At 56.9% G+C, this 26,458-nt stretch carries 24 protein-coding genes; 15 read left to right on the top strand and 9 right to left on the bottom strand.

Annotated features, from left to right (window positions below; translation table 11 throughout):
* The 4 genes from galT to modE form a co-directional block, all read right to left on the bottom strand.
* Entirely contained in the window at window positions 1–1,047 is a 1,047-nt protein-coding gene (gene galT, locus AC2FAP_RS01245; RefSeq protein WP_014169198.1) for a galactose-1-phosphate uridylyltransferase, read from the bottom strand.
* 9 nt (window positions 1,048–1,056) lie between these two features.
* Entirely contained in the window at window positions 1,057–2,073 is a 1,017-nt protein-coding gene (gene galE / locus AC2FAP_RS01250; RefSeq protein WP_020884951.1) for a UDP-glucose 4-epimerase GalE, read from the bottom strand.
* A 202-nt stretch (window positions 2,074–2,275) separates the two neighbouring features.
* Window positions 2,276–3,748 carry a molybdate ABC transporter ATP-binding protein ModF gene (modF, locus tag AC2FAP_RS01255; protein ID WP_485452815.1) on the bottom strand — a complete coding sequence of 491 codons (1,473 nt, stop codon included), beginning with the start codon at window positions 3,746–3,748 and terminating at the stop codon, window positions 2,276–2,278.
* 67 nt (window positions 3,749–3,815) lie between these two features.
* Window positions 3,816–4,604, bottom strand: a complete 789-nt coding sequence (modE, locus tag AC2FAP_RS01260; RefSeq protein ID WP_025204643.1) for a molybdenum-dependent transcriptional regulator — start codon at window positions 4,602–4,604, stop codon at window positions 3,816–3,818.
* Window positions 4,605–4,731: 127 nt separating this feature from the next.
* Here modE and AC2FAP_RS01265 point away from each other — a divergent pair, with 127 nt between their 5' ends.
* The 4 genes from AC2FAP_RS01265 to modC all read left to right on the top strand — a co-directional run bounded on the left by AC2FAP_RS01265 (window position 4,732) and on the right by modC (window position 7,584).
* Window positions 4,732–4,881 carry an AcrZ family multidrug efflux pump-associated protein gene (locus AC2FAP_RS01265; RefSeq protein ID WP_020884948.1) on the top strand — a complete coding sequence of 50 codons (150 nt, stop codon included), beginning with the start codon at window positions 4,732–4,734 and terminating at the stop codon, window positions 4,879–4,881.
* A gap of 179 nt (window positions 4,882–5,060) precedes the next feature.
* Entirely contained in the window at window positions 5,061–5,834 is a 774-nt protein-coding gene (modA, locus tag AC2FAP_RS01270) for a molybdate ABC transporter substrate-binding protein (protein ID WP_047366363.1), read from the top strand.
* Window positions 5,834–6,523 (top strand): molybdate ABC transporter permease subunit, encoded by a 690-nt coding sequence (modB, locus tag AC2FAP_RS01275; RefSeq protein WP_020884946.1) that lies wholly within the window; start codon window positions 5,834–5,836, stop codon window positions 6,521–6,523. The genes modA and modB overlap by 1 nt, the downstream gene beginning before the upstream one ends.
* Window positions 6,524–6,525: 2 nt before the next feature.
* Window positions 6,526–7,584 (top strand): molybdenum ABC transporter ATP-binding protein ModC, encoded by a 1,059-nt coding sequence (gene modC, locus AC2FAP_RS01280; protein ID WP_020884945.1) that lies wholly within the window; start codon window positions 6,526–6,528, stop codon window positions 7,582–7,584.
* Here the strand turns inward: modC and AC2FAP_RS01285 are convergent, their stop codons facing one another.
* On the bottom strand, window positions 7,585–8,403 hold the full coding sequence (locus AC2FAP_RS01285) for a pyridoxal phosphatase (protein ID WP_025204641.1): 819 nt from the start codon (window positions 8,401–8,403) through the stop codon (window positions 7,585–7,587).
* A gap of 140 nt (window positions 8,404–8,543) precedes the next feature.
* Here AC2FAP_RS01285 and pgl point away from each other — a divergent pair, with 140 nt between their 5' ends.
* Complete coding sequence (gene pgl, locus AC2FAP_RS01290; RefSeq protein WP_014169206.1) at window positions 8,544–9,539, top strand: 6-phosphogluconolactonase; 996 nt, start codon at window positions 8,544–8,546, stop codon at window positions 9,537–9,539.
* A 91-nt stretch (window positions 9,540–9,630) separates the two neighbouring features.
* Here the strand turns inward: pgl and AC2FAP_RS01295 are convergent, their stop codons facing one another.
* Complete coding sequence (locus tag AC2FAP_RS01295; RefSeq protein ID WP_014169207.1) at window positions 9,631–10,914, bottom strand: putative acyl-CoA thioester hydrolase; 1,284 nt, start codon at window positions 10,912–10,914, stop codon at window positions 9,631–9,633.
* Between the two features lie 224 nt (window positions 10,915–11,138).
* On the opposite strand from AC2FAP_RS01295, the gene hutI reads away from it, so the two are divergent.
* From hutI to hutH, 5 genes are all read left to right on the top strand, one after another.
* Window positions 11,139–12,362, top strand: a complete 1,224-nt coding sequence (gene hutI / locus AC2FAP_RS01300) for an imidazolonepropionase (protein ID WP_410384169.1) — start codon at window positions 11,139–11,141, stop codon at window positions 12,360–12,362.
* Window positions 12,359–13,297 carry a formimidoylglutamase gene (hutG, locus tag AC2FAP_RS01305; protein ID WP_252069704.1) on the top strand — a complete coding sequence of 313 codons (939 nt, stop codon included), beginning with the start codon at window positions 12,359–12,361 and terminating at the stop codon, window positions 13,295–13,297. Before hutI ends, hutG begins: the two co-directional genes overlap by 4 nt.
* A 19-nt stretch (window positions 13,298–13,316) precedes the next feature.
* On the top strand, window positions 13,317–14,051 hold the full coding sequence (locus tag AC2FAP_RS01310) for a histidine utilization repressor (RefSeq protein WP_485452816.1): 735 nt from the start codon (window positions 13,317–13,319) through the stop codon (window positions 14,049–14,051).
* 136 nt (window positions 14,052–14,187) lie between these two features.
* Window positions 14,188–15,873, top strand: a complete 1,686-nt coding sequence (hutU, locus tag AC2FAP_RS01315) for a urocanate hydratase (protein WP_485452817.1) — start codon at window positions 14,188–14,190, stop codon at window positions 15,871–15,873.
* Entirely contained in the window at window positions 15,873–17,393 is a 1,521-nt protein-coding gene (hutH, locus tag AC2FAP_RS01320; protein ID WP_047743870.1) for a histidine ammonia-lyase, read from the top strand. Before hutU ends, hutH begins: the two co-directional genes overlap by 1 nt.
* Window positions 17,394–17,435: 42 nt before the next feature.
* On the opposite strand, the gene AC2FAP_RS01325 is transcribed toward hutH, so the two are convergent.
* Entirely contained in the window at window positions 17,436–17,912 is a 477-nt protein-coding gene (locus AC2FAP_RS01325) for a kinase inhibitor (protein WP_014169213.1), read from the bottom strand.
* A 72-nt stretch (window positions 17,913–17,984) separates the two neighbouring features.
* Window positions 17,985–19,274 carry an adenosylmethionine--8-amino-7-oxononanoate transaminase gene (bioA, locus tag AC2FAP_RS01330; protein WP_032681394.1) on the bottom strand — a complete coding sequence of 430 codons (1,290 nt, stop codon included), beginning with the start codon at window positions 19,272–19,274 and terminating at the stop codon, window positions 17,985–17,987.
* A gap of 86 nt (window positions 19,275–19,360) precedes the next feature.
* Between bioA and bioB the strand changes: the two genes are divergently transcribed.
* The 4 genes from bioB to bioD are packed head-to-tail and all read left to right on the top strand — an operon-like array spanning window position 19,361 to window position 22,988.
* A complete protein-coding gene (bioB, locus tag AC2FAP_RS01335) occupies window positions 19,361–20,401 on the top strand; it encodes a biotin synthase BioB (RefSeq protein ID WP_014169215.1) in 1,041 nt (346 codons plus the stop codon).
* Entirely contained in the window at window positions 20,398–21,555 is a 1,158-nt protein-coding gene (gene bioF, locus AC2FAP_RS01340; protein ID WP_485452818.1) for an 8-amino-7-oxononanoate synthase, read from the top strand. The genes bioB and bioF overlap by 4 nt, the downstream gene beginning before the upstream one ends.
* Entirely contained in the window at window positions 21,539–22,294 is a 756-nt protein-coding gene (gene bioC / locus AC2FAP_RS01345) for a malonyl-ACP O-methyltransferase BioC (RefSeq protein WP_032677719.1), read from the top strand. Before bioF ends, bioC begins: the two co-directional genes overlap by 17 nt.
* The gene (gene bioD / locus AC2FAP_RS01350; protein WP_228175843.1) at window positions 22,287–22,988 is read left to right on the top strand and encodes a dethiobiotin synthase; all 702 of its coding nucleotides are present in this window, start codon (window positions 22,287–22,289) and stop codon (window positions 22,986–22,988) included. Before bioC ends, bioD begins: the two co-directional genes overlap by 8 nt.
* On the opposite strand, the gene AC2FAP_RS01355 is transcribed toward bioD, so the two are convergent.
* On the bottom strand, window positions 22,951–23,673 hold the full coding sequence (locus AC2FAP_RS01355; protein ID WP_014169219.1) for an ABC transporter ATP-binding protein: 723 nt from the start codon (window positions 23,671–23,673) through the stop codon (window positions 22,951–22,953). The two genes, bioD and AC2FAP_RS01355, sit on opposite strands and share 38 nt — an antisense overlap.
* A 752-nt stretch (window positions 23,674–24,425) precedes the next feature.
* On the opposite strand from AC2FAP_RS01355, the gene uvrB reads away from it, so the two are divergent.
* Window positions 24,426–26,441: an excinuclease ABC subunit UvrB gene (uvrB, locus tag AC2FAP_RS01360; protein ID WP_020884934.1), complete on the top strand. Its 2,016-nt coding sequence runs from the start codon at window positions 24,426–24,428 to the stop codon at window positions 26,439–26,441.
* Window positions 26,442–26,458: the final 17 nt, after the last annotated feature.

Here is a 26,458-nt window from a genome sequence, read left to right on the forward strand (position 1 = left end):
TTAGACTCCTGATTCGCGATAATGGACGTCACTCACAGCACGCAGGCGTTCTGCAGCCTGTTCTGCCGTCAGGTCACGCTGGGTTTCTGCCAGCATTTCATAGCCCACCATGAATTTACGTACCGTCGCAGAGCGCAGCAGCGGCGGATAGAAATGGGCATGCAACTGCCAGTGTTGATTCTCTTCACCGTTAAACGGAGCGCCATGCCAGCCCATTGAGTACGGGAAGGAGCACTGGAACAGGTTGTCATAACGGCTGGTCAGTTTCTTCAGTGCCAGGGCGAGGTCATCGCGCTGTGCGTCGCTCAGATCGGTGATGCGCAGAACCTGTGCTTTTGGCAGAAGCAGCGTCTCAAATGGCCATGCTGCCCAGTAAGGTACGACGGCCAGCCAATGCTCGGTTTCCACCACCGTTCGGCTGCCATCGGCCAGTTCACGACGGGTGTAATCCACCAGCATCGGCGATCCGTTTTCCGCGAAATAGGCTTTTTGCAGACGGTCTTCACGCTCGGCTTCGTTTGGCAGGAAACTGTTGGCCCAGATCTGACCGTGCGGGTGCGGGTTAGAGCAGCCCATTGCCGCGCCCTTGTTTTCGAACACTTGTACCCACGGGTAGGTCTGGCCCAGTTCAGCAGTTTGCGTCTGCCAGGTGCTGACGACCTCTTTCAGCGCGTCAACACTCAGCTCCGGCAGCGTTTTGCTGTGGTCGGGCGAGAAACAGATAACACGGCTGGTGCCGCGTGCGCTTTCACAGCGCATCAGCGGGTCCTGGCTATCCGGCGCGTCGGGCGTGTCGGTCATCAGGGCGGCAAAATCGTTGGTGAAAACGAAGGTGCCTTTGTAGTCCGGGTTTTTATCGCCCGTTACACGCGTGTTGCCCGGACACAGGAAGCAGTCCGGGTCGTGCTGCGGAAGCGTCTGTTTTGCAGGCGTCTCTTGCGCCCCCTGCCAGGGGCGCTTGGCGCGATGCGGAGAAACCAAAATCCATTGCCCGCTTAGCGGGTTAAAACGACGATGCGGATGATCGACGGGATTGAACGAAGTCATGACGGATCCTTAGTCCGGATAACCTTGTGGATGGCGAGACTGCCAGTGCCAGGTATCCTGTGCCATTTCATCAAGCGTGCGGGTGACACGCCAGTTAAGCTCTTTATCGGCTTTGGAGGCATCGGCCCAGTAAGCCGGGAGGTCGCCTTCACGGCGCGGTGCGAAGTGATAATTCACAGGCTTACCGCAGGCCTTACTGAAGGCATTCACGACGTCCAGCACGCTGCTGCCGATCCCGGCGCCGAGGTTGTAAATATGCACGCCTGGCTTATCGGCCAGCTGCTGCATTGCCGCCACGTGGCCGTCGGCCAGATCCATGACGTGGATATAATCACGCACACCGGTACCGTCTTCGGTTGGATAATCATTACCGAAAATAGCCAGTGACTCACGGCGGCCAACGGCCACCTGGGCGATGTACGGCATCAGGTTATTCGGGATGCCCTGTGGATCTTCACCCATATCGCCTGACGGATGGGCGCCAACCGGGTTGAAGTAGCGCAGCAAGGCGATGCTCCATTCAGGCTGCGCTTTTTGCAGATCGGTGAGGATCTGCTCCACCATCAGTTTGCTTTTGCCATACGGGCTTTGCGGCGTACCGGTCGGGAAGCTTTCAACGTAAGGGATTTTTGGCTGATCGCCGTAGACGGTTGCGGAAGAGCTGAAGATAAAGTTTTTGACGTTCGCTGCGCGCATGGCGGAGATCAAACGCAGGGTACCGTTGACGTTGTTGTCGTAATACTCCAGCGGTTTCGCGACGGATTCACCCACCGCTTTCAGGCCGGCGAAATGGATCACCGTCTCAATGGCATGGTCGTGAAGGATCTCGGTCATCAACGCTTCATTGCGGATGTCGCCTTCCACGAAGGTCGGTTGTTTACCGCCAAGACGTTCAATCACAGGCAGCACGCTGCGCTTACTATTGCACAGGTTGTCGAGGATGATGACATCATGACCATTTTGCAGCAGCTGCACGCAGGTATGACTACCAATGTAACCGCTACCACCTGTTACCAGAACTCGCATATTTCGCTCCATTGGGCTTATGGTATGTAATAACCATAGCATAACAGAGACGCGAAAAGTGTGACATGGGATAAAATAGTGGAATCGTTTACACTGCTTTTGAAAACCGTTTTTTGGCGGCAATGCGACATTGTAGATCAAAGGGATAGGGAAGTCTTTGTGCAGGTTATCCGAAAAAACGGAGGGGCAGAGCCCTCCGGGGTTAATCGATTTTGCTCAGCAGGTACTGATAGCGTTCACCGTCGGGCACAAACTCGAGGCGATGCGTAATGCAGGACGGGGCATCTTCGGCATGATGGGAAACGAACAGCAGCTGCGTTTCGCCTTCGCTAATCAGGACATCCACAAAACGCCGGATCAGCTGGCGGTTTAATGGGTCCAGCCCCTGTAGCGGTTCGTCGAGGATCAGAAGGGTCGGGTGTTTCACCAGCGCGCGAACGATCAGCGCCAGACGCTGCTGTCCCCATGAAAGGCTATGAAACGGCGCGTCAGCGACCCGGTTATCCATCCCCAGAATATCCAGCCACTGCTGGGCCAGCTTATGCTGTTTGTCCGAGACCGCCTGATAAATGCCGATGGAATCAAAATACCCGGACAGGATCACATTGCGCACCGTGGTGCTGACCCGGTAATCCAGATGCAGGCTGCTGCTGACATAGCCGATATGCTTTTTGATATCCCAGATCGTTTCACCGCTTCCGCGGCGGCGGCCAAACAGGGTGAGATCGTTACTGTAGCCCTGAGGGTGATCGCCGGTGATCAGGCTCAGCAGCGTTGATTTTCCCGCGCCGTTGGGGCCAACAATTTGCCAGTGTTCACCCGGGTTGACCGTCCAGCTGAGATGATTAAGGATCGGCCGATCGTCATACGCTACCACGCCATCACGCAGCACGATGCGCGGCTGGTGGGGATCTAACGCGTGGCGGGCAGAAGGTGCGTCCGGTTCCGGCAGCGTAATGCCGTCCATGTTTTCACTGTGCGCCAGTTGGGCAATTAACGCCTGCTTAAGTAACGCCGATTTTTCGCCGGTTTCAGTCAGGTTGCAGTCAGCGAGCACGCCAGCATTCTGAATAAACTCAGGAATTTCATCAAAACGGTTAAGCACCAGTACCAGCGTATAGCCCTGCTGGTTAAGCGAGCCGAGCAGGGTGGCCAGCTGTGCGCGGGACTGCACGTCGAGACCGTCGAACGGTTCATCCAGAATCAACAGTTCCGGCTCGCTCATCAGCGCCTGACACAGCAGCGTTTTTCGGGTTTCACCGGTCGAGAGGTATTTAAAGCGCCGGTTCAGCAGGGAGGTGATGCCAAACTGTTCTGCCAGATACGCACAACGGGCAGGATTGTTGACCTCATCCTGAATAATGTCTGCCGTTGTGCGGCCCGTATCCTCTTCGCCCGGGCTGAGTAAATCGGTGTTATTGCGCTGCCATTCATCGCTCACCAGCTTTTGCAGCTGTTCAAATGACAGGCGCGTCAGGCGCGTAAAGTTACACTGGTATTCACCTTTAAGATGCGCGAGCTCTCCGCTCAGCGTACGGGCCAGCGCTGATTTCCCGCTTCCGTTTGTACCGACAAACGCCCAGCTTTCACCGGCGCGTATTGTTAAATCAGAAATCGTCAGCGTTCGGGTGTCGCTAAGACGAAACGTGCCTTGCGAAATATGCAATGATGACATGACTTATCCCATTTTTTGCAGCAACAGATGTCAGGGATACTCACTGTCGACACGCTTGTCAATGTGCTCAGCACAATGTGGCGATAATCACCCGGTCGGCGTTGAAATATGCGGTCACCACAGCACCTTCTTCTAATTCTGCGGCATCGCTGAGGGGAAGGGTTGCGCAGAGTTCTTGCCCGTCCGGCAGGGTCATCAGTACTTCACACTGCTCTTCACCGCGTTCAACGTGGCGGATGGCACCGCGTAGCTGGTTATCAGCGGCTTTTGCTTTTTCGGCATCGGCAGTGATATTCACCCACGGCGCTTTCAGTAACACCAGCACCTCTTTACCTTCATTCAGCGCCAGTCGGTCTGCGCTTTGTGCGGTAATCGCGGCTTTCAGACGGGTTGTTCCATCGGCAAGCAGGATCTCAATATGACGCTGCACCTGGGCGTTATCGCCCGCCATCACCGTACCAAACCACTGGTTACGGGCGCTGGTTTGCAGCGAAAAGCGGGAAATGGCAGCCAGCAGGCTGTCCAGCGGGAGATTATCGTCGTCACTTAACACATCAAATGCTTTTTGCTGGATCTGCGCCAGCAGATCATACAGCTGAACCAGGCGCTGGCCGTAACGTGTCAGGATCGCACCTCCACCGCCTTTGCCGCCCGTGGCCCGGTCAACCAGCGTTTGCTCGCTCAGGGTGTTCATGTCGTTGATGGCATCCCAGGCGCTTTTATAGCTAATGCCAGCGTTCTTAGCCCCCTGGCTTATTGAACCGGTTTGTTCTATTTGTTTAAGCAGGGCGATACGTCGCGGATCGGCGAAAAGCTTCTGCTGTAGTCGTAGAGTGAGGAGAATTTCGGCCTGCATAACACTGTCCTGGCAAAAAGTGCATTGTGACCCAAATGGCGAAGGTCGCAAAGGGCACCGCACAAAAGGGGATGTTTTTCTCACTTTTCAGGGTAGAATAAGCCATTCACAATATCTGGAGAAAACCATGTTGGAATTGTTGAAAAGTCTGGTATTCGCCGTGATCATGGTACCAGTAGTGATGGCCGTTATCCTCGGTGCCATCTACGGCCTGGGTGAAGTGTTCAACGTATTTTCGAACATTGGTCACAGAGACCAGGCTAAAAAGCAGCATTAATTTCCCCCCGAAACGCCCGGCTTGCCCGGGCGTTTTGCTCTCAAGTATTTCCCTTTCTCGCCGATATTATTTAAAGCATCAGCTTGCTGTACCCCTTGAGCGGTACGATTTAACGCTGGGATCTCCCCGGAGTTACCGTTATATTAGTGTGTATATAACGATACTCACAGGAGCTACAAATGGCACGTACATGGGTACGCCTTTTCGCAGGGGCAACGCTGACACTTTCGCTGAGCGGACACGCGCTGGCTAACGAGGGTAAAATTACCGTCTTTGCGGCGGCGTCGTTGACCAACGCGATGCAGGATATTGCGACAGCGTATAAAAAAGAGAAGAACGTCGAGGTGGTCTCCTCTTTTGCTTCTTCATCGACGCTGGCACGTCAGATTGAGGCGGGAGCGCCGGCCGATCTGTTCATCTCTGCAGACCAGAAGTGGATGGATTACGCGGCTGAAAAGAAATCGATTGATGCGACAACCCGCGAAACATTGCTGGGGAATAGCCTCGTCGTGGTGGCGCCGAAAGCCAGCCAGCAAGGCGAAATCAGTATCAACAAAGAGACCCCCTGGACCCGGTTGCTGAACGGAGGACGCCTGGCCGTTGGCGATCCGGAGCATGTACCGGCGGGGATCTACGCCAAAGAAGCATTGCAAAAACTGGGTGCCTGGGAGACGTTATCGCCCACACTGGCTCCGGCTGAAGATGTGCGCGGTGCTCTGGCGCTGGTTGAACGTAATGAAGCGCCGTTGGGGATAGTCTACGGGTCGGACGCCGTCGCCAGTAAAGGGGTGAAAGTGGTTGGTACGTTCCCGGAAGACTCCCACAAGAAAGTGGAATATCCTGTTGCGATTGTTGATGGACATAAAAATGCGACCGTGACGGCCTTCAGCGAATACCTGAAGGGACCCGAAGCGTCCGCAATCTTTAAACGTTACGGATTTACGACTCACTAATGATATTGACCGATCCTGAATGGCAGGCTGTCCTGCTGAGCCTGAAAGTCTCTTCCCTGGCGGTTACGCTGAGTTTGCCCTTTGGGATCTTCTTTGCCTGGTTACTGGTTCGCTGTAAGTTTCCCGGCAAAGCCCTGCTGGATAGCGTTCTTCATCTTCCCCTCGTGTTGCCACCGGTGGTGGTTGGCTACCTGCTGCTGGTGTCGATGGGGCGGCGCGGTTTTATTGGCGAATGGTTATATGACTGGTTTGGGCTGACGTTTGCGTTTAGCTGGCGAGGGGCGGTACTGGCGGCGGCGGTGATGTCATTCCCGCTGATGGTGAGGGCCATTCGCCTGGCGCTGGAAGGGGTTGATATCAAACTGGAACAGGCTGCCCGCACGCTGGGTGCCGGGCGCTGGCGCGTTTTTTTCACCATCACGCTCCCGCTTACGCTGCCGGGCATTATTGTCGGCACGGTACTGGCTTTCGCCCGCTCGCTGGGTGAGTTTGGTGCCACGATTACCTTTGTGTCGAATATCCCCGGTGAGACACGAACGATCCCTTCAGCAATGTACACCCTGATTCAGACGCCGGGTGGAGAAGGTGCCGCGGCGCGGCTGTGCATCATCTCAATTGTGCTGGCGCTGGTCTCGCTGCTGGTTTCGGAATGGCTGGCGCGACTCAGTCGCGAGCGGATGGGGAAATAGTCATGCTTGAACTTCAGTTCACCCAAACGCTGGGAAATCATACCCTGACCCTTAACGAGACGCTGCCTGCGAGCGGCATTACCGCCATCTTTGGCGTATCAGGTGCAGGGAAAACCTCATTGATCAATGCCATCAGCGGACTGACGCGGCCGCAGTCCGGACGGATTGTGCTCAACGATCGCGTCTTAAACGACGTTGAGAACAAAATTTACCTGGCACCGGATAAGCGGCGAATTGGTTATGTTTTTCAGGATGCGCGATTATTTCCGCATTACAGCGTGCGCGGTAATCTTCGCTACGGCATGGCCAAAAGCATGGCCGCGCAATTTGATAAGCTGGTGGCGCTGCTGGGCATTGAGTCACTGCTGGACCGGCTCCCTTCATCGCTTTCTGGTGGTGAAAAACAGCGCGTGGCGATAGGCCGCGCGTTGCTCACCGCGCCAGAACTGCTGTTGCTCGACGAACCGCTGGCCTCGCTGGATATTCCGCGAAAACGTGAACTGCTGCCCTATCTTCAGCGCCTGGCGCGCGAAATCAATATCCCGATGCTCTACGTCAGCCACTCGCTGGATGAGATCCTGCATCTGGCCGATAAAGTGCTGGTGCTGGAAGAGGGCAGCGTTAAGGCATTCGGTAATCTGGAAGAGGTGTGGGGCAGCAGCGTGATGCACCCGTGGTTACCGAAGGAGCAGCAGAGCAGCATCCTTAAGGTGAGCGTGCTGGAACACCATCCGCACTATGCGATGACCGCACTGGCGCTGGGCGACCAGCATCTGTGGGTCAACAAAATCGACAAACCGCTGCAGTCTGCGTTGCGTATACGCATTCAGGCTTCAGATGTCTCTCTGGTGCTGCAAGCGCCGCTGCAGACCAGTATTCGCAATATCCTGCGTGCGAAAGTGGCGGAGTGTTTTGATGATAACGGTCAGGTTGAGGTGAAGCTCGAAGTGGGCAGCAAGACGCTCTGGGCGCGCATCAGTCCGTGGGCCAGAGATGAGTTAGGGATCAAGCCTGGCCTGTGGCTTTACGCGCAAATCAAGAGCGTCTCCATCACCACCTGATTACAGCAGGTGGGTATAAATATACTGCGCGATGCTGTCGGTGGTGTTATCACCAATCACGACGTTAGCACGCGCTTTTACCGCATCGTCGGCGTTGCCCATTGCCACGCCTGTACCGGCGGCCTCCAGCATGCTGATGTCGTTGTAGTTATCGCCAAAGGCAATCACATCCTGCATTGACCCGCCCTGTGACTCTACGAACTGCGTCAGACGCTTGCCTTTGCTGTTGCCTTTGCGGGCGATATCGACCTGGTCGTGCCAGGACCACTCGCACTCCAGACCCAGCGTTTGTTCAACGTGCGTCGCGAAGGCATTCAGTTTGGTGGTATCTTCATCCGTCAGCGCAAATTTCCAGATAGCATCGACATCCTGAGCCGCCTGGCGCAGGGAGGAAACCTGGGTAAAGACCGGACGCTGCGCTTCAGGCAGAGACAATGCCCAGTTGCTGGTGCGGATCACGTGGCCTGTCGGACGTTCATACACCATTGCGTTATCCACATACATCAGGCCGTGAATGGCATGCTCATCAAGCAGATCAATCAATTGCAGCGCCTGAGGCACGGGCAGCGGATCGGATTCTAAAACCTTTTTTGCCTGATAATCATACAAATAAGTGCCATTACAACAAATTGCAGGTGTATCTAACGCCAGTGCCTGATAAAAAGGATGAATGGCAACGTGATGTCGACCCGTTACGATAAGGAGTTGATATCCCACTTCCTGCGCGCGTTTGAGTGCTTCAAGGGAAGAGGGGAGAAGGGTTTTCTGCGGAGTAAGTAAGGTACCGTCTAAATCCAGAGCTATTACACGCGAGGTCATTTGTTTTTCCGGGTTAATATTGAATTTACGTTCTGAAGGGATGGTACACCGAGAGGCAAAGGCTTCAAAATTCCCGATGACAATTCAGCATTCACCGTCAAAAGTTAACTACTTTCATGCGCAGTGAGGAGTGAATATTCATGAAACAAACCGTTTATACCGCCAGTCCTGAAAGCCAGCAGATCCACGTCTGGCGTTTAAATACCGAGGGTACCCTCACGCTGGTTCAGGTTGTTGATGTGCCAGGTCAGGTGCAGCCGATGGTTATCAGCCCGGATAAACGTTTCTTGTACGTGGGTGTGCGCCCGGAGTTTCGCGTGCTGGCCTACCGCATCTCGCCGGACGACGGCGCGCTGACTTACACTGCGGAAGCACCTTTACCGGGCAGCCCAACGCATATCTCCACCGATCGCAAAGGCAACTTCATCTTCAGCGGCTCTTACAATGCCGGCTGTGTCAGCGTAACGCGTCTGGAAGCGGGCCTACCGGTTGAAACCGTGGAGGTGGTTGACGGGCTGGAAGGTTGCCACTCGGCGAATATTTCTCCGGATAACCGTACGCTGTGGGTCCCTGCGCTGAAACAGGATCGTATCTGCCTGTTTACCCTGAGCGATGACGGTCACCTGGTGGCGCAGAATCCTGCAGAAGTGACCACCGTTGAGGGCGCGGGCCCGCGCCATCTGGTGTTCCACCCGAACCAGCAGTACGCCTATGTGGTGAACGAGCTGAACAGTTCTGTGGACGTATGGGAACTGAAAGATCCTAACGGCAAGATTGAGTGCGTGCAGACGCTGGATATGATGCCGTCTGACTTCTCTGACACCCGCTGGGCGGCTGATATTCACATCACACCGGATGGGCGTCATCTGTATGCCTGCGACCGTACCTCCAGCCTGATTACGGTATTCAGCGTTTCTGAAGACGGTAGCGTGCTGGCGATTGAAGGTTTCCAGCCTACCGAAACCCAGCCACGCGGGTTTAATATCGATCACAGCGGTAAATACCTGATTGCGGCGGGGCAAAAATCCCACCACATCGCGCTGTACGAAATCAAAGGTGCTCAGGGGCTGCTGGAAGAGAAAGGGCGTTACGCCGTCGGCCAGGGGCCAATGTGGGTGGTGGTAAACGCACACTAAAAGGCTTAAAACAAAAAACCTCGCAAATGCGAGGTTTTTTTATGCCCGGTGGGCACCGGGCGAGTACAGCAAAAGACATCAACGCATTCTTTTATTGCTTAGGCTCAGCAACCACTTTGCTACCCAGACCGCGGTTGTTGTATTCCCACATGCGGTTGAAGTTAGCGTCATTCAGGTTACGCTGCACGTTACCTTTATCATCCACGCTACCGGTATTGCCGGAGAAAGGACGTTTGGAGATAGCGGCATCGGCCCATGGCTTAGCCATGTTGAAACCTTCGTTGATCACGCTGTCACGAATAACAACCTGACCGTTGGTGGCAGAGTCCACATCCAGCGAGCGGCCCAGCTGCGCGACGCCGTCACCGGACGCGTTAAAGCGGCTGTTAACGGCCAGGAAGCCGTAGAACAGGTTAGATTGCGTGGCCGGGGCAAACACATAACCTTCCTGCTGAGTGCGTGAATTCACCACGCGGAAATCGGTGTTCTCAAACACCACCGCGCCGCGACCGGAGACCAGATCCACGTCACCTTCAACGTAGCTGTTAGTGACCAGCGTACGGGTCAGACGGTTATTCTGCAGCGTGTTCTGAACACCGCTGTTCGTCACGAAGAAGGTGTTCTGACGGCCAAGAATATTCACGTTGTTGATCTGCACTTTATCGCCATCGCTACGCAGTGCAACGGCCTGGTGGTTACCCGCATCAACGCTATCGCCCAGGGTATTCTGAATGGTCAGGTTCTGCAGCTGCAGGCCATTATTCTGAGACCAGACGACCGCCGAACACATCACGCCGATGGTAGCTGCACGCTTGCTCTGGCAGTTGTCAAACATGTACCACGCCGGTTTGCCTGGCATGTATTTACCCGCCGGGTTGACCAGGCGACGCCAGGTGTTGCTGTCGATTTCAGAATCAATCGCCAGACCAATTTTCACGTCGACCGCTTTCTCGCCTGTCCCGTAAAGGGTGATGCTGCCCGGTGCTGCCGGAACGTAAACGGTGCCTTCATATTCCCCTGGCAGGATCGCGATGTACTGGCGAGAGGCGCTGTGTTTGGTGATAGCCGCGTCAACCGCAGCCTGAATCGTCGTGTGCGTCACGCCCTGCGTGCCTGCCGGACCGACAACGAAGTCAGGTTGTTTCGGCAGGTTAATAGAAGACGGTGTCCACGGCGCAGCGTTAGGGTCCATCGCCGAGAAGTAGTGCGCACGGTCAAAGTTCTTCGCTTCATCAGCGGACAAAATCGGGCGAGAGGCGGTACCCGGTGCAACCTGCTCAGAAGGCTGCTGGTCCGGTGGGGTAGAACTGCATGCGGATAATGTCACGCCAAAGGCGAGCGCTAACGCCAGACGGGAAATCCTGGAAATGTTCAAGGTAAAGCTCCTGGGTATGCAAGTCTTAACGGAATAGACGAAATAGCCTGCTTTTTTATACTAAGTTGAGCGAAACGGGAAGATAAAAAGGGTAAAAGATGCATTTTTTACCCGCGGGAGGCGGGAAAGTCATCACAAATAAATAACATTTTCCGCCAGAGCGGTTGACAGCAGGGGGCAGATGAAAATAAATGTCTATACAACCCATGACAAGTGGAATGCCCATGCAGCAGCTTCATCCCGACGATGTAATATGGCGCAATGCGCGACTGGCGACAATGATCCCGGACGACAGCACGCCTTATGGCCTGAAAGCGCAGCACGCCCTGGTGGTGCGCGGCCAGACGATTCTGGCCGTTATTCCCGAATCCGACATCCCTTCCGGCCACCGTCAATGTGTCGATCTGCACGGTCGTCTGGTCACCCCCGGGCTGATTGACTGCCATACCCACCTGGTGTTCGGTGGCGATCGTGCGGCAGAGTGGGAGCAGCGTCTGAACGGCGTCTCTTATCAAACCATCAGCGCGCAGGGCGGCGGGATTAACGCGACCGTGACGGCGACGCGGAGCAGTTCGCCCGAGACCCTGCTCAGGCTGGCGCAGCAGCGTCTGCAGCGGCTGATCGATGAAGGGGTGACCACGGTTGAAATCAAGTCGGGATATGGTCTCAACGCCGAAGCGGAAGAGAAGATGCTGCAGGTTGCCCGCCAGCTGGGCCAGAACAATCCGGTAGAGATCAGCCCAACGCTTCTGGCTGCGCATGCGGTTCCGGCGGAATACCGCCACGACGCGGACGCGTATCTCACCACGGTGTGCGAGCAGATGATGCCCACGCTGTGGCAAAAAGGCTTATTCGAAGCCGTGGATGTGTTTTGCGAAAACGTCGGCTTCACGCCAGCGCAAACCGAGCGGCTTTTCCGCGCTGCCACTGCCCTGGGGATTCCGGTCAAAGGACACGTGGAACAGCTTTCAAATCTTGGCGGCGCGGCGCTGGTCAGCCGCTTTAAGGGGCTTTCCGCCGATCATATTGAATATCTCGACGACGCCGGTGTTCAGGCGATGGCGCACAACGGCACGGTTGCGGTATTACTGCCGGGGGCGTTCTATTTTCTTCAGGAGCGCCAGCGTCCGCCGGTTGAACAGCTCAGAAAAGAGGGCGTTCCCATGGCTGTCGCCACCGACTATAACCCCGGCACCAGCCCGTTCGCGAGTATTCATCTCGCGATGAATATGGCCTGTGTGCAGTTTGGCCTGACGCCTGAAGAGGCCTGGGCTGGCGTGACGCGACATGCTGCCCAGGCGCTGGGACGCGGGGCCACGCACGGGCAGCTGCAGGCTGGATTCGTGGCTGACTTTGTCGTCTGGGATGCACATCACCCGGTCGAAATGGTCTATGAGCCGGGACGTAATCCGTTGTATCAACGTATTTTCCGTGGGGAGAGCGTATGAGACTCTGGCGGCCGGTTGCCGAGACCGTCTGGCAGGGGCGCGACGACAGCGCCGAGGCCAGCAATGCAAAACGTATTTTTCAGACCCTGCGACAGATGCCGGTATTTACTCCTCAGTCGTCCGGCATCGCTTTGATAGGGTTTGAATGTGATGAAGGGGTAAAACGCAATCAGGGCAGGCCCGGCGCCGTACAGGCCCCGGAGGTGCTTCGCAAAGCGCTGGCGAACATGGCAAGTCATCATGGACATGACCGGCTGGTGGATATGGGATCGGTGTATGTCGAGGGCGATAACCTGGAAGCGGCTCAGCGGGCGTTAAGCGATGCCGTGCAGGCCTGCCAGCAGTCCGGCATGCGTACGCTGGTTTTTGGCGGGGGACACGAGACCGCCTGGGCGCATGGCCGCGGGGTTCTGGATGCTTTCCCGAACGCGCGCGTGGTGGTGATAAACCTGGATGCACACCTTGACCTGCGCAAGGCGGAGCATGCGACCTCCGGCACGCCGTTTCGTCAGCTGGCACACTACTGTGCGGAACAGGCGCGCGATTTTCAGTATGCCTGCCTGGGCGTCAGCCGGGCGGCGAACACGCAGGCGCTGTGGGATGAAGCTGAGCGACTAAACGTCACGCTGGTGGAAGATCTTCATTTCAGGCGAGATGCGTTATCGGCTCTGGACAAGATTCTGGCCCAGGCCGACCGCGTTTACCTCACCATTGACCTCGATGTTTTGCCTGCTGGCGAAATGCCAGCCGTCTCAGCGCCCGCGGCGTTAGGGGTACCCGCGCTGGATCTTCTGCCGGTGATTAAACATATCTGCCGCAGTGGAAAACTGCAGGCTGCCGATCTGGTAGAATTTAACCCGCAGTACGATCGGGACGGACAGGGGGCAAAGCTTGCCGCTCGTCTGGCCTGGCAAATTGCTCACTGGTGGGCATAACAACGTTTAAGGAGTCAGGATGTTTTCACGCTCACCGCTGTCGCAGTCCAGCCCTCCCGTGCCTTTCTATGAAAAGGTGAAGCAGGCCATCAGCGAAAAAATCGCAACCGGCGTCTGGCGGCCGCACGATCGCATTCCGTCCGAGGCCGAACTGGTCGCACAGTTTGGTTTTAGCCGAATGACCATCAACCGGGCGCTGCGCGAGCTGACCGATGAGGGCCTTCTGGTGCGTCTGCAGGGGGTCGGAACCTTCGTTGCGGAGCCGAAAGGGCAATCAGCGCTGTTTGAGATCAGAAGTATTGCCGATGAGATAGCCTCGCGTAACCATCAGCACCACTGTGAAGTGCTGGTGCTCGAAGAGACACAGGCCAGCGCCGAGCAGGCCGTGGAGCTGAATGTCAAAGAGGGAAGCCGCATCTTTCATTCCGTGATGGTGCATTATGAAAACGACATCCCGGTGCAGATTGAAGATCGCTGCGTGAACGCCGATCGGGTGCCCGAGTACCTGGATCAGGATTACACCCAGACCACGCCGCATGCCTATCTTTCGCTCATCGCGCCTTTGACGGAAGGGGAGCACATCGTGGAAGCGGTTCCCGCTACGCCGCAGGAGTGCGAACTGTTGCGGATCAAAGAGCACGATCCTTGCCTGCTCATTCGTCGCCGTACCTGGTCTTCGTCGCATATTGTGTCGCATGCCAGACTGCTGTTCCCGGGAAATCGATACCGGCTGCAGGGCCATTTCATGTCGTAAGGGTCATACGTTTTAAAAGCGTGATAGCTAACGCAATATAACAAAATTGTATCTTTTTTGTTAAATCCGACCTTGTGTGTGCTTGTCTATACAAGTATATCTGAATACATCATTTGTCCCGTATGAGGAGCACACAATGTCGTCAGGTAAATACCGCCAGCAGGATGTCCGCGCCGCGCGCGGCACCACACTTACCGCCAAAAGCTGGCTCACCGAAGCCCCGCTGCGCATGTTGATGAATAACCTCGATCCTGAGGTCGCGGAGAACCCCCACGAGCTGGTGGTGTATGGCGGCATAGGCCGCGCCGCGCGCAACTGGGAGTGCTATGACGCGATTGTTGAATCCCTGACTCATCTGGAACATGACGAAACCCTGCTGGTGCAATCCGGCAAACCGGTCGGCGTGTTCAAAACCCACAAGAATGCACCGCGCGTGCTGATCGCCAACTCTAACCTTGTCCCGCACTGGGCGACCTGGGAACACTTTAACGATCTGGACGCCAAAGGGCTGGCGATGTATGGCCAGATGACGGCGGGAAGCTGGATCTACATCGGCAGTCAGGGGATTGTGCAGGGCACCTACGAAACCTTCGTGGAAGCCGGTCGTCAGCACTATAACGGTTCGCTGAAAGGTCGCTGGGTACTGACTGCCGGTCTGGGGGGAATGGGGGGCGCACAGCCGCTGGCCGCGACCCTTGCCGGTGCCTGCTCCCTGAACATCGAATGTCAGCAGAGCCGCATTGATTTCCGTCTGCGTACCCGTTACGTCGATGAACAGGCTGAAAACCTGGATGACGCGCTGGCACGCATCAAAAAATACACGTCAGAAGGCAAAGCGATGTCGATTGCGCTCTGCGGCAACGCGGCTGACATTCTCCCTGAACTGGTGGCCCGTGGTGTACGCCCGGATCTCGTCACCGACCAGACCAGCGCGCACGACCCCCTTCACGGCTATCTGCCATCGGGCTGGACGTGGGAAGCGTATCAGCAAAACGCCGAAAGTGACCCGGAAGGCACGGTGCTCGCCGCTAAACGTTCCATGGCGGAGCACGTGAACGCCATGCTGGCCTTTAGCCAGATGGGCATTCCGACATTTGATTACGGCAACAATATTCGCCAGATGGCGAAAGAGATGGGCGTGAGTAACGCCTTCGACTTCCCGGGGTTTGTGCCTGCCTATATTCGCCCGCTGTTCTGTCGCGGTATTGGTCCGTTCCGCTGGGTGGCCCTGTCCGGCGACCCGGAAGATATCTACAAAACCGACGCCAAAGTGAAGGAGATCGTCGCCGACGACGAACATCTGCACCACTGGCTGGATATGGCTCGCGAGCGCATTAACTTCCAGGGCTTGCCGGCGCGGATCTGCTGGGTCGGGCTGGAGTGGCGACAAAAACTGGGTCTGGCCTTTAACGAAATGGTGCGCAGCGGTGAAGTCTCCGCGCCGATTGTTATCGGACGGGACCATCTCGACTCGGGCTCTGTTGCCAGCCCGAACCGTGAAACCGAAGCCATGCGCGACGGCTCCGATGCCGTGTCCGACTGGCCACTGTTGAATGCCTTACTGAATACCGCCAGCGGGGCGACCTGGGTGTCGCTGCATCACGGTGGTGGCGTAGGTATGGGCTTCTCCCAGCACTCGGGAATGGTCATCGTGTGTGATGGTACGGATGAAGCGGCAGCGCGTATCGCTCGCGTGCTGCATAACGACCCGGCAACCGGCGTAATGCGCCACGCGGATGCCGGTTACGAGATTGCGATTGAATGTGCCAAAGAGCAGGGCCTGAACCTGCCGATGATCCCTGCCACACAAGGAAAGCATTAATGAACGCCTTAACCCTCACTCCCGGCTCACTGACGCTCAAACAGCTGCGTAACGTCTGGCGTCAACCGGTTACGCTCTCACTTGATGAAAGCGCCCACGCCGCGATTAACGACAGCGTTGCCTGCGTTGAAGCCATTATTGCCGAAGGACGTACCGCCTACGGCATCAATACCGGATTTGGTCTGCTGGCGCAGACGCGTATCGCCACGCACGATCTGGAAAATTTACAGCGCTCGCTGGTGCTTTCGCATGCGGCAGGTGTCGGTCAACCGCTGGATGATGACATTGTCCGTCTGATGATGGTGCTCAAAATCAACAGCCTGGCACGTGGGTTCTCCGGAATTCGCCTCAGCGTGATCGAGGCGCTGATGGCGCTGGTGAATGCGGAGGTCTATCCGTGGATCCCGGCAAAAGGTTCCGTCGGTGCATCCGGCGATCTTGCGCCGCTGGCTCATATGTCGCTGCTGCTGCTCGGTGAAGGTCAGGCTCGCTGGAAGGGCGAGTGGCTCCCTGCGAAAGAGGCGCTGAAAAAAGCCGGATTGACCCCGATAACGCTGGCGGCGAAAGAGGGGCTGGCGCTGCTTAACGGGACCCAGGCCTCGACGGCGTTTGCGTTGCGTGGTCTGTTTGAAGCCGAAGATCTTTTCGCCTCCGCGGTCGTGTGCGGTGCGCTGACCACCGAGGCGGTGCTTGGCTCACGTCGTCCGTTTGACGCCCGTATCCACGAGGTGCGCGGCCAGCGCGGGCAGATTGACGCCGCGGCGATGTACCGTCACCTGCTGACCGAGACCAGCGAAATTGCAGACTCTCACCATAACTGTGACAAGGTACAGGATCCGTATTCGCTTCGCTGTCAGCCCCAGGTGATGGGAGCCTGTCTGACGCAGCTGCGCCACGCGGCAGAAGTGCTGCTGGTGGAGGCGAATGCGGTGTCTGATAACCCGCTGGTGTTCGCTCAGGAAAACGAAGTGGTCTCCGGGGGGAATTTCCACGCCGAGCCTGTGGCGATGGTGGCGGATAATATCGCGCTGGCGATTGCGGAAGTGGGGGCCTTATCCGAACGTCGCATCGCGCTGATGATGGATAAACATATGTCCCAGCTGCCGCCGTTCCTGGTCCGCAACGGCGGGGTCAACTCCGGATTTATGATTGCCCAGGTGACGGCCGCGGCGCTGGCGAGCGAGAACAAGGCCCTGTCGCATCCGCACAGCGTGGACAGTCTGCCAACGTCAGCGAACCAGGAAGATCATGTTTCGATGGCCCCGGCCGCCGGACGTCGTCTGTGGGAGATGGCCGCCAACACCCGCGGCGTGCTGGCGGTGGAATGGCTGGCCGCATGTCAGGGCGTTGATCTGCGTGAAGGTCTGAAGTCCAGCCCGCTGCTGGAACAGGCGCGTCATCTGCTGCGTGAACAGGTCGCGCATTACGATGATGACCGTTTCTTTGCGCCGGATATTGATAAAGCGATCGCGCTGCTGGAGAAGGGAAGCCTGGTGGGCTTACTGCCTTCGGTGCTCTAAGATTTGCCCGGTGGCCCGGACACGTTCAGGCCACCGGTTTTTTTACGAATACATTGCCGTGATCGATGCGCTACCCAGCGAATGAAAATGGACGTTAAAGCCGACCATTGCGCCACTCGCACCCTCATCCACCTCAATCTTGTCCACATCCAGCGCGTGAACCGTGAAGATATAGCGGTGCGTTTCCCCTTTTGGCGGCGCGGCGCCGCCGTAACCCGCTTTGCCAAAATCGGTTCGGGTCTGGATAGCGCCTTCAGGCAGCGCCACCAGGTCAGAGCCGGAACCTTGCGGCAGAACGCGCGTATCCGCAGGCAGGTTCGCCACTATCCAGTGCCACCACCCTGAGCCTGTAGGGGCATCCGGGTCATAGCAGGTGACAACAAAGCTTTTGGTTCCCGCCGGAACATCGTCCCACGCCAGATGCGGAGAGATATTATCCCCCTGATAACCCATGCCGTTAAAAACGTGGCGTTCAGGCAGTTTTTCCCCGTCGCGCAGATCTTTACTGATGATTTTCATACGATTTACCTCGGTACCCGATTATGCAAAAAGTGTAATGCATAAACAGAGTACCGACGTTAACGCTCAGGGTTAAATCGCAAAATGTGCGGGAATGTTAACGGCGTCAACTACCGCAGCCGTTAACTGACGTAGCTGAGCCGGCGAGATAACATAAGGCGGCATCAGATAGATAAGCTTGCCGAAAGGACGCACCCACACTCCCCGTTCCACGAAGAAACGCTGCAGCGCCGCCATGTTAACCGGATGGGTGGTCTCAATCACGCCGATGGCACCCAGCACGCGTACATCCGCCACGAATTCAGCCGCTGACGCTGCGCTCAGCTCCTGGCGAAGCTGCGCTTCAATCGTCGCGACCTGCGTTTGCCACTCGCCGCTCTCGAGAATGGCCAGGCTTTCGCTCGCCACCGCGCAGGCCAGCGGGTTGCCCATAAACGTCGGGCCGTGCATAAAGCAGCCCGCGTCGCCGTCGCTGATGGTGTCGGCAACGTGGCGCGTTGTCAGCGTGGCGGACAACGTCATGGTGCCGCCGGTCAGCGCTTTACCCAGACACAGAATATCCGGTGCGATCCCCGCATGCTCGCAGGCGAACAGCTTGCCGGTGCGGCCAAAGCCGGTGGCGATCTCATCGGCAATCAGCAGAATGCCCTCGCGATCGCACATCTTACGAATGCGCGTCAGCCATGCCGGGTGGTACATCCGCATTCCGCCTGCACCCTGCACAACCGGCTCAAGAATAACGGCGGCAATCTCATGGCGGTGGGCAGCCATCAGCCGCGCAAAACCGACCATGTCCATTTCATCCCACTCCCCGTCAAAACGGCTTTGCGGTGCCGGGGCAAAGAGGTTCTCTGGCAGATAGCCCTTCCACAGGCTGTGCATGGAGTTATCCGGATCGCACACCGACATCGCGCCGAACGTGTCGCCGTGATAGCCGTTGCGGAAGGTGAGGAACCGCTGGCGGGTCTCACCTCTGGCGTGCCAGTACTGCAGCGCCATTTTCATCGCCACTTCCACGGCAACAGAGCCGGAATCTGCAAGGAAAACGCACTCCAGCGGGGTCGGGGTCATCGCGACCAGACGCCGGCACAGGTCAACCGCAGGCTGATGGGTGATACCGCCAAACATCACGTGCGACATCTGGTCAATCTGCGCTTTCATCGCCGCATTCAGACGCGGGTGGTTATACCCGTGAATAGCTGCCCACCAGGATGACATGCCGTCCACAAGCGACTCACCGCTGCTCAGGGTCAGTTCGCACCCGTGAGCCGAGGCGACCGGGTAAACGGGCAGGGGGCGGGTAGTGGAAGTGTAAGGGTGCCAGATATGCTGCTTGTCGAAGGCGAGATCGTCCTGGGTCATAATCGACTTGTAAACCATTTTGAAAAGTTTTAGGTTTACGAGTATAAACCGATCTGAAAATTAACAAAACCCTTTGGAGAAGCCCCATGGCTCACCACGCACGCTGGACGATGTCGCAAGTTACTGAATTATTCAATAAACCTTTCCTTGAGCTGATGTTTGAAGCCCAACAGGTGCATCGTCAGCACTTCGATCCACGCCATGTGCAGGTCAGTACGCTGCTGTCGATCAAGACCGGCGCATGCCCAGAAGATTGCAAATACTGCCCGCAGAGTGCGCGCTATAAAACCGGGCTTGAATCTGAACGTCTGATGGAAGTGGAGCAGGTGCTCGACTCTGCCCGTAAGGCGAAAAATGCAGGCTCAACCCGATTCTGTATGGGCGCGGCATGGAAAAACCCGCACGATCGCGACATGCCGTATCTGGAGCAGATGGTGAAAGGGGTGAAAGAGATGGGGCTGGAAGCCTGCATGACCCTTGGCACGCTGAACGAAGAGCAGGCGCAACGCCTTTCAGCAGCAGGGCTGGATTACTACAACCACAACCTCGACACCTCCCCTGAATTTTACGGCAATATCATCACCACGCGGACCTATCAGGAGCGTCTCGACACGCTGGATAAAGTGCGTGACGCCGGCATCAAAGTCTGTTCCGGCGGGATTGTGGGGCTGGGCGAAACGGTGAAAGACCGTGCAGGTCTTCTGCTGCAGCTGGCGAACCTGCCCACGCCGCCGGAAAGCGTGCCGATCAACATGCTGGTGAAAGTTAAAGGTACGCCACTGGCGGATAACGAAGACGTGGATGCATTTGATTTTATCCGCACCATTGCGGTGGCGCGTATCATGATGCCGACCTCCTACGTGCGCCTCTCGGCGGGTCGTGAGCAGATGAGCGAGCAGACGCAGGCGATGTGCTTTATGGCCGGGGCCAACTCCATCTTCTACGGCTGCAAACTGCTGACCACCCCGAACCCGGAAGAGGACAAAGACGTCCAGTTGTTCCGCAAGCTGGGGCTGAACCCGCATCAGACCGACGTCCTGACGGGGGATAACGAGCAACAGCAGCAGCTGGAGCAGCAGATTTTCAACGCCGATACTGACCAGTTCTACAACGCGGCAACCGTATGACCTGGCAGGCACGTATCCATTCTGCGCTCGAAGAACGGCGGGCGGCAGATGCCTTTCGCGTTCGCAACGTGGTAGAAAACGGCGCAGGCCGTTTTCTCACCCGCGAGGGCCGGCAGTTTTGCAATTTCTCCAGCAATGATTATCTCGGGCTGAGCCAGCACCCGGCAATCGTCCGCGCCTGGCAGCAGGGCGCGGAGCGGTTTGGCGTCGGCAGCGGCGGTTCGGGGCATGTCAGCGGCTACACCACGGCGCATCAGGCGCTGGAGGAGGCCCTTGCCGACTGGCTGGGGTATCCGCGTGCGTTGCTGTTCATTTCAGGTTTTGCCGCCAACCAGGCGGTCATCGCCGCGCTAATGGGCAAGGACGACCGCATTGTTGCCGACCGCTTAAGTCACGCCTCGCTGCTGGAAGCGGCAAGTTTAAGCCCTGCGCAGCTCCGCCGCTTTGCCCATAACGATGCGGCTCAGCTTGCTGGCCTGCTCGATAAGCCCTGCACCGGACAGCAACTGGTGGTCACAGAAGGGGTGTTCAGCATGGACGGCGACAGCGCACCGCTGCGTCCGCTGCATGAGACGGCGCAGCGACAAAACGCCTGGCTGCTGGTTGATGATGCGCATGGTATTGGCGTGATGGGTGAGGAAGGGCGCGGTAGCATCCATCAGCAAAACGTGAAGCCGGAACTGCTGGTGGTGACCTTCGGGAAAGGTTTTGGCGTGAGCGGGGCGGCCGTGTTGTGCAGCGAGTCTGTCGCCGACTATCTGCTGCAGTTCGCCCGTCATCTCATATACAGCACCAGTATGCCGCCTGCACAGGCCGTGGCGCTGTCTGCATCACTGGCGGTGATCCGCAGCGCTGAAGGTGCGGAACGACGGGCGCGTCTGGCGGAACATATCCGGCGTTTTCGCCAGGGGTTACGCCATCTCCCGTTCCAGAGCACCGATTCGCAGAGCGCAATCCAGCCGGTGATGGTGGGGGAAAACGGTCTGGCTCTCACGCTGGCGCAGACGCTTCGCGAGCGGGGGATATGGGTGACGGCTATTCGTCCACCAACCGTACCGTCCGGCACTGCCCGACTGCGTCTGACGCTCACGGCGGCGCACGAAGCAGAGGATATCGAAGCACTTCTGGAGGCGCTGCATGACACCCGTGAATAAACAGGCGATCGCGGCGGCATTTGGCCGGGCCGCGCGCAGCTATTCGCAGCACGATGAACTCCAGCGTCAGAGCGCGCAGGGGCTGCTTGCTTTACTCAACGAGACCCGGTTCCCTCAGGTGCTGGACGCCGGGTGTGGGCCGGGTGCCAATAGCCGACACTGGCGTGCGGCCGGCAGCGAGGTGACGGCTATCGATCTGTCGCCCGATATGCTCGAGGAGGCCCGTCAGCAGCAGGCCGCGCACCACTATCTGGTTGCCGATATTGAGTCCATTCCGCTGCCGGATGCGCGGTTTGATCTGGTCTGGAGCCATCTGGCGGTACAGTGGTGCAGTAGTCTCCCGCAGGCATTAAACGAGCTTTATCGCGTGGCGCGCCCGGGTGGATGCGTGGCCTTCACCACGCTGCTGGAAAGCTCTTTACCGGAGCTCAATCAGGCGTGGAAAGCGGTGGATGAACAACCTCACGCTAACCGTTTTTTGCCGCACGAGCAGGTCATCCACGCGCTGGCGGGATGGCGCTATCGCTGTGCTGAGCAGACCATTACGCTGAATTTCGACGATGCCTTCAGCGCCATGCGCTCCCTGAAGGGCATTGGCGCGACCCATCTGCATGCGGGGCGTGAAAAGAAGCCTCTTACCCGCGGCCAGTTGCAGCGTCTGGAGCTGGCGTGGCCGCAGCAGCGGGGGCAGTTCCCGCTCTCATATCAACTTTTTCATGGGATTATTGAACGTGACTGAACGTTATTTTGTCACCGGAACAGATACCGAAGTGGGCAAGACGGTTGCCAGCTCAGCGCTGCTGCAGGCGGCGCGCATGCAGGGAAAAACCACCGCCGGATATAAACCTGTCGCCTCCGGCAGCGAGATGACGGCGCACGGGTTACGCAATACCGACGCGCTGGCGCTCCAGCGCAACAGCACGCTTGAACTTGCCTATTCAGCGGTGAATCCGTACACCTTTGCCGAGCCCACCTCACCGCATATTATCAGCGACGATGAAGGTCGCCCGATTGATTTTGCCGTGCTTTCTGCCGGGTTACGCGCCCTTGAACGCCAGGCTGACTGGGTGCTGGTGGAGGGCGCCGGTGGCTGGTTTACGCCACTTTCGGCGGACCAGACCTTTGCTGACTGGGTGCAAATCGAGCAGCTGCCGGTAATCCTGGTGGTAGGGGTCAAACTCGGCTGTATCAACCATGCGATGCTGACTGCCCAGGCCGTTCAGCAGGCCGGGCTGCGCCTGGCCGGCTGGATAGCCAACGACGTGGTTGCGCCGGGCAGGCGACATCAGGAGTATCTGGCAACGCTGAAGCGGGTGCTTCCTGCGCCGTTTCTTGGGGAGATCCCGTGGCTGGCTGACACTGCCGGGTGCGCTGAAACCGGGCATTACCTCGATCTCAGCGTCTTGCCTCCAGCGACATCCAGTGGGCGATAAGCTCGTCGTCCAGCTCGTTAACGTGGCCCTGGGCCACGTTACGCCCGCGATACAGCATGCAAAAGCGCTCCGCGACCCGGCGGATAAACGACAGCTGCTGCTCAGCTAACAACACCGTCATTCCCAGTTCCCGGTTTAACCGCACCAGCAGCTGGCTCAGCTTCTGAGCGAAGCTGTGGCCCGCGCCATGCATCGGTTCATCCAGAATCAGCATCCGCGGACGGATGACCAGTGCATTGGCCAGCGCCAGCTGATACTGGTCGTCTGGCGAAAGCGTGTTGGCCCGGGTTTGTCGCAGCGCATAGAGTTCCGGAAAGAGGTCGTAAACGTCACTTTTCGCTTCAGGGTCTGGTTTCCCTGTCGCCCGCATGGCGATATGCAGATTTTCATCAATGGTTAACTGGGAGAAAATCCGCCTGTCCTGCGGGACATAGCCTATTCCCGGGCCAGCGAAGGGTTCTGGCGTCTGGCTAAGCAAATCTCGCGGCGGTGCACCGGCTTCGTGCCAGATGATGGTGCCGCTGTCGACAGGCACTTTCCCGGCGATGCAATTCATCAGGGTCGTTTTGCCCATCCCCGGCAGGCCAACAACGCCTGTACACATGCCTTTGGGAAAATCTAAATCCACGTTCCATAGCGTATGTTGGCTTCCGTAAAACTGGTTAACTGCACGCAGACTCAACATCTTTCTCTCCTTAAAAATCTGTGTGGATGAGGCTCATTGTGGGATGTGCAAAACTCCTGCCAGAAACCCTAAATTGATTAAAAAAGAGACTTTTTTAGGAATTTATCCGGGATAAGCGGTGTGTGATTACCCCCCTTTGCACATCCGCGGTGCCGGACGTGATGAGTTGTGGTGCAGGGTTAAAATGGTGGAAATGTGAGCAAGATCGCATCGGTTGGTTATGAATGACACAACTGTTTATCAGCAAAAAATAGCTATAAAAAATTTTTGCTGCCGTTTCGTGGGAAAAGTCGGGAATTTGCTGAGCGGCGGTCTGCACGGGCTGGAAGCAGTTATCCACTATTCCTGTGGATAACCATGTGCATTAGAGTTAGAAAACACGCGATAAGCGAGAGAAGACGCGGGTTACGACCAAATTGGCGCGAAACGCGGCTTTAGAAAATATCGCTTAATATTTAATTGGTTAGATAAAAGCAATTGCCGTAATGAAAGTGTCACCTGTTGCCATAAAACTATCATTACCTGGCTTGACAAATGTTAAAAAAGAAAAAGTTCTGGGGATAACCCGTCCTGACTGGTGTTTTATGTTGTCACGGTCCAAATTTTGACCGCTATCGCGCTAATCACCCTGCCGGTACTCTAAATATCCTGACATGCTACTGGTTTTTCATCCAGTGTTTTTTACTGGCATTCCTGGCAGCAACGAGTAAAATTACTCACCTGCCGCTTATAACGTCATCAGGTTGTCGCCCATGAGTAAACCGTTCAAATTGAATTCTGCATTCCGTCCTTCCGGCGATCAGCCTGAGGCGATCCGACGTCTCGAAGAGGGGCTGGAAGATGGGCTGGCGCACCAGACGCTGCTGGGGGTAACCGGTTCGGGCAAAACGTTTACCATTGCCAACGTTATCGCCGATCTGCAGCGCCCCACGATGGTGCTGGCCCCAAACAAAACCCTGGCCGCTCAGCTTTACGGTGAGATGAAAGAGTTCTTCCCGGATAACGCCGTGGAATATTTTGTCTCCTACTACGATTACTACCAGCCTGAAGCGTATGTCCCGAGCTCTGACACCTTCATTGAGAAAGATGCCTCGGTGAACGAACACATTGAGCAGATGCGTCTGTCGGCGACGAAGGCGCTCCTTGAGCGTCGCGATGTGGTGGTGGTGGCGTCAGTGTCGGCTATCTACGGTCTGGGCGATCCGGATCTCTATCTCAAGATGATGCTGCACCTGACCCAGGGGATGATCATCGATCAGCGCGCTATTTTACGCCGTCTGACAGAGCTGCAGTACACCCGTAACGATCAGGCGTTCCAGCGCGGTACCTTCCGCGTGCGCGGCGAGGTGATTGATATCTTCCCGGCAGAGTCGGACGATATCGCCCTGCGCGTTGAGCTGTTTGACGAAGAAGTTGAACGCCTGTCGCTTTTTGACCCGCTGACCGGCCACGTCGAGTCGGTTGTTCAGCGCTATACCATCTACCCGAAAACGCACTACGTGACGCCACGCGAGCGTATCGTGCAGGCGATGGAAGAGATCAAAGTTGAACTGGCAGACCGCCGTAAGGTGCTTCTGGCGAATAATAAGCTGCTGGAAGAGCAACGCCTGAGCCAGCGCACCCAGTTTGACCTGGAGATGATGAACGAGCTGGGCTACTGCTCCGGTATCGAAAACTACTCACGTTTCCTCTCCGGGCGTGGTCCGGGCGAGCCACCGCCGACGCTGTTTGATTATCTGCCGGCAGACGGTCTGTTGGTGATCGACGAATCTCACGTGACTATCCCGCAAATTGGCGGGATGTATCGCGGTGACCGGGCGCGTAAAGAGACGCTGGTGGAGTATGGTTTCCGTCTGCCATCGGCGCTGGATAACCGTCCCATGAAGTTTGAAGAATTTGAGGCGCTGGCACCGCAAACCATCTACGTCTCGGCTACGCCGGGCAACTACGAGCTCGAAAAATCGGGCGATGAGGTGGTTGACCAGGTGGTGCGTCCGACCGGGCTGCTGGATCCGATTATCGAGGTGCGTCCAGTCGCCACTCAGGTTGACGATCTGCTGTCAGAAATCCGTATCCGCGCGGCCATCAACGAGCGCGTGCTGGTAACGACGTTGACCAAGCGTATGGCGGAAGATCTCACCGAGTATCTTGAGGAGCACGGTGAGCGGGTGCGTTACCTCCACTCGGATATCGATACCGTCGAGCGTATGGAGATCATTCGCGACCTGCGTCTGGGCGAGTTTGACGTGCTGGTGGGTATCAACCTGCTGCGAGAAGGCCTGGATATGCCAGAAGTCTCGCTGGTGGCGATTCTGGATGCCGACAAAGAGGGCTTCCTGCGTTCTGAACGCTCCCTGATCCAGACCATTGGCCGTGCCGCGCGTAACGTTAACGGTAAAGCGATCCTTTACGGTGACAAAATTACCCCGTCAATGGCGAAAGCAATTGGCGAAACGGAGCGTCGTCGTGAGAAACAGCAGCGTTACAACGAAGAGCACGGCATTACGCCGCAGGGCCTGAACAAGAAAGTGGTGGATATTCTGGCGCTGGGCCAGAACATTGCGAAGACCAAAGCGAAAGGGCGCGGGAAAGCGCGTTCAGTGGTTGAGCCGGATACCGTCGAGCTGACGCCAAAAGCGCTGCAGCAGAAAATCCACGAACTGGAAGGGCAGATGATGCAGCATGCGCAGAACCTCGAATTCGAAGAGGCCGCGCAAATCCGCGACCAGCTGCATCAGCTGCGCGATCTGTTTATCGCCGCCTCCTAGGTAAAAGCAAAATGACA

The organism is Enterobacter cloacae complex sp. 394I7 (genome assembly GCF_057320345.1).